The organism is Lachnoclostridium sp. (assembly GCF_031997925.1).
In the GTDB taxonomy this organism is placed as follows: Bacteria; Bacillota; Clostridia; order Lachnospirales; family Lachnospiraceae; genus Lachnoclostridium.
Window position 1 is genome coordinate 1 of sequence record NZ_DAMADT010000023.1, and the last position, 8,533, is coordinate 8,533.

The window sequence follows — 8,533 nt, forward strand, 5'->3', positions numbered from 1 at the left end:
CGGAAACACCCTATTTTCCAGTGTTTCCGCCACTTTTTGAGTTATACTATATGTTGATAAAATAACATCGATTCTATCACTTTATAACTATATCTAGCCTTAAGATTCGAACATAAGCTTACGCTTTTCTTAAGAACTTCTGAATTCCTTACTACTTTAGGTAATATTACTCACGTCATTCTTAAGCGTAATTGTAAATTACACTTTCCCTTTCATACTACGATTTCTTCAAACGTACTCTTCTTATTAAAAGGAATGCACCCGCTATAACTACTAATGCACCAGAAAGAAGCTGTGAAACTGCAAGTGGGGAACCCCATAAGAACAATTGATCGGTACGTAACCCTTCTATCCAAAAGCGACCAAGTCCATATCCTATCAAATATATTGTTACAAGTTCTCCATCAAACTTTTTATGCTTTGAGTAGAAAATAAGAAAAATTAATAGACACAGGTTCCATACCGATTCATATAAGAACGTTGGATGAACTGAAATATATTCAGCACCATCAATCCACTTGGTATTTTCTCTAATTTCTATGATACGTTTTAATGCCTCAGGTTTGTCTGCATATCGTGCGGTTAAACTTTGTAGTGACCTTGTATAATCTCCATCAACATGTTTTAAGTTTAATTGCATAGATAACAACCCATCATAATACATTCCAAACGCTTCGCGGTTAAAGAAATTCCCCCAGCGTCCGATAATTTGGCCTAATAATAAACCAAAGATACTGGTATCTGCCAATAATCCAAAGTTTATCTTTTTTATCTTACAATATACGATTCCAGTTAGCGCACCGGCAATGACACCGCCATAAATCGCTAAACCACCACTACGGATATCGAGAATACTTAAGGGATTATCTTTATAATCAGACCAGCTAAAAGCTACATAATAAAGCCTTGCTCCTATGACAGATATGATGATTGCATAGAGAGCAAAATCAAGGTAAGTTTCGGGATTTTGTCCAGTTCTCTTCGCTTGCCATTGTGCAAGCAAAACACCAAGCACCATGCCAAGTGCAATTACAATCCCATAAAAAGCAATATCAATACCAAATATTTTGATTCCTGTTCCTAGATTATGAAATTCTATCCCTAATTTTTGAAACAGTATGTCCGATTTTTGCAACGATTGTCACCACTTTCTTTATACATTGAAACGGAATAATACCACATCTCCATCCTGAACTACATATTCCTTGCCTTCAGAACGAACTAATCCTTTCTCCTTAGCAGAATTATAACTGCCACATTCCACTAAGTTATCATAGCTTACAATCTCTGCACGAATAAATCCACGTTCAAAATCAGTATGAATTTTTCCAGCTGCCTGAGGCGCTTTCATTCCTTTTGTAATAGTCCATGCTCTGGTTTCTTTTGGACCTGCGGTTAGATAGCTAATCAATCCTAAGATATGATAACTTGCACGAATTAGTTTCTCCAAACCAGACTCAGTTAATCCAAGTTCTTCTAAGAACATTTTCTTTTCATCATCATCAAGCTCTGCGATTTCTTGTTCGATCTGCGCACAAATAACAAAAACTTCTGAGTTTTCCTTTTTTGCAAACTCACGTACCTGCCCAACAAATTGATTATCCTTTGCATCATCTGCAAGTTCATCGTCTTTTACATTCGCAGCATAAATTACCGGTTTATAGGTTAATAAATTATAGGAGGAAAGCATTTCTAATTCTTCTTCATCCTCTGTCTCAAATCCTTTTGCTAATTTTCCGTCCTCAAGATGTGCTTTTAATCTTGTTAACAATTCCGCTTCTTTTGATAACATCTTATCATTTTTAGCACCTTTTACTACCTTACTGTTTCTTCTCTCTAAAATTTCAATATCAGAGAAAATTAATTCTAAATTAATAGTTTCGATATCACGTAACGGATCGACGGAACCATCCACATGAATAATATTGCTATCTTCAAAGCAACGAACAACATGTACAATAGCATCTACTTCACGAATATTCGATAAGAACTGATTTCCAAGTCCCTCGCCCTTTGATGCACCTTTTACTAAACCTGCAATATCAACAAACTCAATCGCAGCTGGTATAACCTTTTCAGAATTATATAAATCGGATAGAACTTTAAGACGCTGATCCGGAACTGGAACGATACCTATGTTAGGGTCAATCGTACAGAATGGATAATTTGCAGATTCTGCTCCTGCCTTTGTTAAAGAATTAAATAATGTACTTTTCCCTACGTTTGGTAAACCAACAATACCAAGTTTCATTTTATTACCTATACCTTTCATTTGTTTTTCTTGTAAAATTTATTCAAGAAGAATAAATTGCTTTGCAAACTTTCTTGTCGTGAATAAATAGTATTTTCGATTCTTTTAAGTATCTTTTGACTCAACTACAATAAGGACTCCTTTATTAAATAAAATCTGTGCCTTCGCCTCTATGATTTCATTACTGATACCGATACTAGTCCCTTGAGTTAAGCGAAAATTAGTAAGTGGGTACTTAAACCCAAGAAGTGTTAATTCTGTGACTTCTTCCGTAAAAGGAAGTAAGGAAACATAAGTTGCTTTCACTTGATTCGCAAGAAGCGTAATACTTTCCTTTATTAGGTATATTTTATTATTCTTATCTAATAAATATGCCCTAATCCCCTGACATAATAGTTTATATAGCATATGAAGATTCCCAAGTGTATGATCAAAGCGACCTCCTGTTGCTCCTAGAATGAAAATACTCTTACAACCTTCTTCTATCGCTAAATCTACCGCAACTTCTGTATCAGTTGCATCCTTTTCAGGGCATAAAGTTACTATCTTAACTTTAGAATCCTCAAGATACTCCTTTAGCAACTCCTTAGAGACCGTATCAAAATCACCTACGATATGGGTCGGAGTTATCTTAAGGTCATGAAGATAAGATAGTCCGTTATCAATTGCTATAATCCGGTCAAAAGAATCTTCTTCTAAAGTTTTCATCGCAACTTCAGGTGAAAAATCTCCTCCTGCAATAATGAGAGCTTTCATATTATTAATCATGCCTTTCCCTAGCCTGCAAACTTTGAGCCTCAGGCACAAAGTTTCGTGTATCTAACTCCATGTTGATGGTTTCGCCTATTGTTTGATGAAAACTGAACCTTTCATTACTCATAGGTTTACACATAATAAATCGACATTACCTATTTCTGATTGGACTCAAATACATTAAGAAAACCTTCTACATTCTTTTCTATATCACCACGGAAAACAGAGGTTCCAGCAACTAATACATTCGCACCAGCCTCCATGATTTCCGACACATTTTCTAAGGTTACTCCACCATCTACCTCAATGTCAATAGTAACGTTTAAATCTTTCGCCATCTTCTTTAGGTCTCTTAATTTTTGAAGTGTTAATGGGATAAATTTCTGACCTCCAAAACCTGGATTAACTGACATGATTAACACCATATCAAGTTCTGGTAAGATATAATCAAGGACGGATAATGGTGTGCTTGGATTTAATGCAACACCAACCTTCTTTCCAAGTTCCTTCACTGCAGTCACTGTACGATGAAGATGTTTGCAGCTCTCAGCATGTACTGTAATAATGTCAGCACCTGCTTTTGCAAAATCCTCAATATAACGTATTGGCTCTTCAATCATTAAGTGCACATCAAATACCATGGAAGATTTATCACGAAGAGAAGTTATCACCGGCATACCAAAAGAAATGCTAGGGACAAAACTCCCATCCATAACATCCAAATGCAGATAAGTTGCTCCTGCTTCCTCTGCTTTTTTAATATTCTCCCCTAAAGCACTAAAATCTGCCGCTAGGATTGAGGGTGATAAATGATACATATTTTTTCCTCTTTTCTGTTATTCATGCGTATTTATCTGTGTGAAAGTTTAGAATTTCTTAAATAGCGTCTTCTAGGACCTTAGAAATTCTCTTCACATTATGCCTATTTACTAAATTAATATTTTTTTTGATTTTTTAATTCTTCGTATAATAACTTATAGTTTTCATATCTGCCTTCGCTTATCTTGCCTTCATTAAGTGCTTCTTTAACCGCACAATCCGGCTCATTGATATGCGCACAGCCAATAAAACGGCATTGATCTAAATAATGATCAAACTCTGGATAAAAGGTTTGTAAATCTTCTTTCTCAATGTCTTTTAAATAAAGTGAGCTAAATCCTGGAGTATCTAATAAATAGGTATGTCCCTCCATATAAATCAGCTCAGAATGTCTCGTGGTATGCTTACCACGTTTAATTTTTTCTGATATCTGTCCTGTCTGCATGGACACTTTTGATTGAAGTCGATTCGTTAGAGATGATTTTCCTACACCAGAAGGACCAGCAAGTGCTGTTGATTTTCCTCTAAGAACAGCCTTTACTTCCTCAATATTACCTGCTAATGCATTCGTGAAAAGAATTTGATATCCTGTGTTTCGATAAACTTCTTCAATTTTTTTTCTTTCTTCTTCCTCTGCCTTGTCCATTTTATTAAAGCAGATAATCGTCTTAATCCCTTGTTGTTCCATCATGACCAAAAAACGGTCAAGCAAGTTATAATTCGGTGCCGGATCTGATACTGCAAATATTATCATAGCCTGATCAATATTTGCAACTGCCGGACGTATTAACTCACTTTTCCGTTCTAAGATATCAACAATATTTCCTGTTTTTAAATCTTTATCAAGAATCTCAACCTCGACATCGTCACCGACAAGAGGTTTTATTTTCCGGTTTCGGAAAATACCTTTTGCTTTGCATTCGTATTCTCCGAAACCTTCAATATAAACGTAATAAAAACCTGCAATACCTCTGATTATTTTACCAATCATTAATTTTTCCTCATTCCAGCGCATACTTTCTGCGTATCTTAAGTTTATGACGAGAATAACGCAGGTACTTATCTTTTTATTGAAACAAAGTTTTACTTTTTCTCCGGTTTTAGGTGTACACTCCAAGAAGAATCGCTGTATGGTACATCGTTAATGTACATTCTTACGATACCATCACCTTCTCGTATACCTTCCACTTTAATATTTTTAAACGCTTTTGGAAAATCGTCATATGACAAGTATTCAGACATAACCTGCATTACTTCTCCATCTTGCTCAAGCTCTAAATATACATCACCAGATTCGCCTTCTTCAAATGGATTTTCTGTAATAGTGACTTTTCCAATATAGTTATATTCTTCAGGATTTGAAACATCAGGAATTGGTGTACTTTCAACACCAGTGCTAATAGAGATATCAATTTTAGTATCTGCTGATACTAATTCTCCTGCTGTTGTATTCTGGAAGCATACGGTTCCCTTTGCATATTCAGAACTTGGAATATAGGAAACTGCTCCTTTTTGAAGACCTGCTGCTAATAATTCTTGTTTTGCCTGTTCTTCCGTTTTACCAAGTAGGTTTGGTACCTTTTTTAACGCACTTACATCAGGTCCAGTACTTACTACTAAAGTAACCGTAGAACCTTTCTTTAAGATGACTGGATTCTTAGGGTCTGTCGCTCTTTCCGGAATTGTACGGATAACGAATTCAGCACCTATCTCACTACTAGCTTCATCTTTACGTTCTACTTTAAAATCTAAGTCTTCTAATTGTTTCTTTGCTTGTTCGTAGCTTCGATTGTAAACATCTGGTAATTCAATAGGTTCAGCGCCAGCACTGATGGTTAAGATAATTGTTGAATTCGATGGAATCTCAGTACCATCAGGATAATTTTGCTTCATAACCAAGCCTTCTTCATACTCATCCGAGTATTCTTTTTCATCTGCCAATTTAATCGTAAATAAAGGAGATGCAAGCTGAAGAGTATTGATTGCTGTGTCTCTATCAAGACCAACTACTTTTGGAACTTTTACAATATCAACTATTGGCTCTTCTGTTGGTTCTGGTGAAACAGTTACCGTAATGGTTGGTACTGGAGTAATATCCGTATCCTTACCTCCCTTGCCCCAATCAAATATATTAAAGAAACGAGCTACAATAAATAATACCGTACAACCAACCAAAACAGCTGCCGCAATCATGGAGATAATCAGTACTTTCTCCATTTTTGAGTCAACGGAATCAAGTTCCTCTTCTTCCTCTTTGGAAACTTTTTTCGTTCCCTTATCCTTTGCATTATTATCAATAAATGTTACTGGTGTTTTAGCAGCACTTTTAATATGATTCATCTCATCATCTGATAAACTGATGGTAGGAGAATCACTAACTACACCATTATTAATCACCACATAATCTCCATCTTTATTAATGATAGAGCGTTTTAAATCACTAATTAATTCAGAAGCAGATAAATATCTTCTCTCTGGCTTCTTCTGCATACATTTTTGTACAATTTTCTCAACACTTACCGGCACATCTGGATTTAACTCGCGAAGAGGGGTAGCCTCTCCTTGAATATGAAGAAGTGCAACGGATACTGTATTGTCTCCTGCAAATGGTACTTCACCACTTAACATTTCATACATTGTTACACCAAGAGAATAGATATCACTTCTCTCATCACTGTATCCGCCTCTAGCCTGTTCTGGAGATAAATAATGAACAGAACCAATCGCGTTCTGAGTAACAGTATTCGTAGATGCAGCCTTTGCTATACCAAAGTCAGTTACTTTTACTTTACCATCTCTTGATATAATGATATTCTGTGGTTTGATATCCCTATGAATAATGTGATTGTCATGAGCAGCTTCCATACCCTGCGCGATCTGAATCGCAATACCGACTGCCTCTTTTACTTCTAACTTTCCTTTACGTTCAATAAATTTCTTTAACGTAATTCCTTCCACAAGCTCCATAACGATATAATATAATCCATCGTCATCACCTACATCATAGACATTTACTATGTTCGGATGGGATAAGCCCGCTACAGATTGAGCTTCTCCACGGAATTTCGTTACAAAATTCTTATCGCTTGAATATTCCGGTTTCAATATTTTAATTGCTACATATCGATTTAACCGATGACATTTTGCTTTGTAAACATCCGCCATTCCTCCAGAACCAACTCTGTCTACAATTTCATATCTGTCACTGATAAACATTCCAGGTTTAATCATTTTATATACCTTTTACCTTTCCGGCTACACAAAAATGTCTGCTGAAACAAACAAGCTTATGTAAAAATGCCTCTCTTCTCTCCTTATAACTAAATCCCTCAATGCATTTTCCTATGTGCTTAATCAAGACGAACCAAAATGATAGCAATATTATCTTTTCCACCATTTTCATTCGCTCTCTTCACTAATTCTCTCCCCGATGCTTCTAGATCATCTTCATTATTTCTAATAATCGCAAGGATTTCTTCATCCTCGAGCATATTAGACAGTCCATCAGAACACAATAGAATGATATCCCTAGATTTTACACTAACTTCAAAATAATCTGGTACGACAGTAAGGCTTGCTCCCACCGCTCTCGTAATAACATTTTTCTTTGGATGGAATCTAGCTTCACTTCGTTTTATCTCACCCGTCTTTACCATTTCCTCAACTAAGGAATGGTCTTCCGTAATCTGCTTCATTGTATCATTAATTAAGTATAACCTGCTGTCTCCAATGTTTGCTACGTACATTAATTGATCCATGATTGTTGCTAGAACTAACGTAGTTCCCATTCCTTCGAAACCAGTTTGCTCTCTAGCTTGCTTTAATAGTAACTCATTGGTTTTAGCAACTGCAGAATCCAACATACCAATTACAGTCTTCTCTTCACTTTCCCCTATGAGTTTCACCATTTCTTCCACACAATAACGAGAAGCAAAATCACCGGCGTTATGTCCACCCATACCATCAGCTACAATAAACAGGTTTGGAAGTGCTCCAACCGAACACTCATTACAATAGACATAATCTTGGTTATTCTCTCTTTTTAGACCAATGTCTGTTATAGAATATGTGTTCACCTATTGATTCACCTCCTGTACCATTGTCTTATCCGTGTAGCTCTTTCTCAATTGTCCACAAGCTGCGTTAATATCTGAGCCCATTTCTCTTCTAATAGTAACATTAATTCTGTTTTTTTCAAGTATATTTTTGAAATTTTGTATGTTATTACCCGTGGAACGCTTGTAATCTCTCTCTTTTATAGGATTCACAGGTATAAGATTTACATGACAATTTTTACCTTTTAAAAGCCTTGATAGCTCTTTGGCACAAGCTGCGGTATCATTTACACCATCTACGAGACTGTACTCATAACTGATTCGCCGACCTGTTTTTTCGTAATAATAATCACACGCACTTAATACATCCTGTAACTGATAACTATTTGCAACCGGCATTATTTTCGCTCTTTCTTCATCATTTGGAGCATGTAACGATAATGCCAACGTGATTGCAAGTCCCTCTTCTGCTAAAGCCCTCATCTTAGGAACGATACCACAAGTAGAAACCGTTATATTTCTTTGAGAAATATTCAAACCATCCGAAGAAGAAATCATACGAATAAACTTAACGAAATTATCGTAATTATCCATTGGCTCACCAGTTCCCATAATTACAATATTGCTTACTCTCTCTCCGGAAAGTCTTTGTATC

The 8,533-nt window shown here is 36.0% G+C and carries 8 protein-coding genes; all 8 read right to left on the reverse strand.

Annotation, left to right across the window (positions count from 1 at the left end):
- Nucleotides 1–217: 217 nt before the first annotated feature.
- The gene (gene lgt, locus RTP52_RS14055) at nucleotides 218–1,135 is read right to left on the reverse strand and encodes a prolipoprotein diacylglyceryl transferase (RefSeq protein WP_312372075.1); all 918 of its coding nucleotides are present in this window, start codon (nucleotides 1,133–1,135) and stop codon (nucleotides 218–220) included.
- Nucleotides 1,136–1,153: 18 nt separating this feature from the next.
- Nucleotides 1,154–2,251 (reverse strand): redox-regulated ATPase YchF, encoded by a 1,098-nt coding sequence (ychF, locus tag RTP52_RS14060; protein ID WP_312372148.1) that lies wholly within the window; start codon nucleotides 2,249–2,251, stop codon nucleotides 1,154–1,156.
- Nucleotides 2,252–2,356: 105 nt separating this feature from the next.
- Nucleotides 2,357–3,019 (reverse strand): thiamine diphosphokinase, encoded by a 663-nt coding sequence (locus tag RTP52_RS14065; protein ID WP_312372076.1) that lies wholly within the window; start codon nucleotides 3,017–3,019, stop codon nucleotides 2,357–2,359.
- Nucleotides 3,020–3,159: 140 nt separating this feature from the next.
- Nucleotides 3,160–3,822 (reverse strand): ribulose-phosphate 3-epimerase, encoded by a 663-nt coding sequence (rpe, locus tag RTP52_RS14070; protein WP_312106186.1) that lies wholly within the window; start codon nucleotides 3,820–3,822, stop codon nucleotides 3,160–3,162.
- A gap of 116 nt (nucleotides 3,823–3,938) precedes the next feature.
- Complete coding sequence (gene rsgA, locus RTP52_RS14075) at nucleotides 3,939–4,814, reverse strand: ribosome small subunit-dependent GTPase A (protein ID WP_312372077.1); 876 nt, start codon at nucleotides 4,812–4,814, stop codon at nucleotides 3,939–3,941.
- Nucleotides 4,815–4,906: 92 nt separating this feature from the next.
- Entirely contained in the window at nucleotides 4,907–7,054 is a 2,148-nt protein-coding gene (gene pknB, locus RTP52_RS14080) for a Stk1 family PASTA domain-containing Ser/Thr kinase (RefSeq protein ID WP_312106188.1), read from the reverse strand.
- A 119-nt stretch (nucleotides 7,055–7,173) separates the two neighbouring features.
- Entirely contained in the window at nucleotides 7,174–7,899 is a 726-nt protein-coding gene (locus tag RTP52_RS14085) for a Stp1/IreP family PP2C-type Ser/Thr phosphatase (protein WP_312106189.1), read from the reverse strand.
- Nucleotides 7,900–8,533 (reverse strand): 23S rRNA (adenine(2503)-C(2))-methyltransferase RlmN (rlmN, locus tag RTP52_RS14090; protein ID WP_312372078.1); only part of this gene is annotated, 634 nt, incomplete at its 5' end.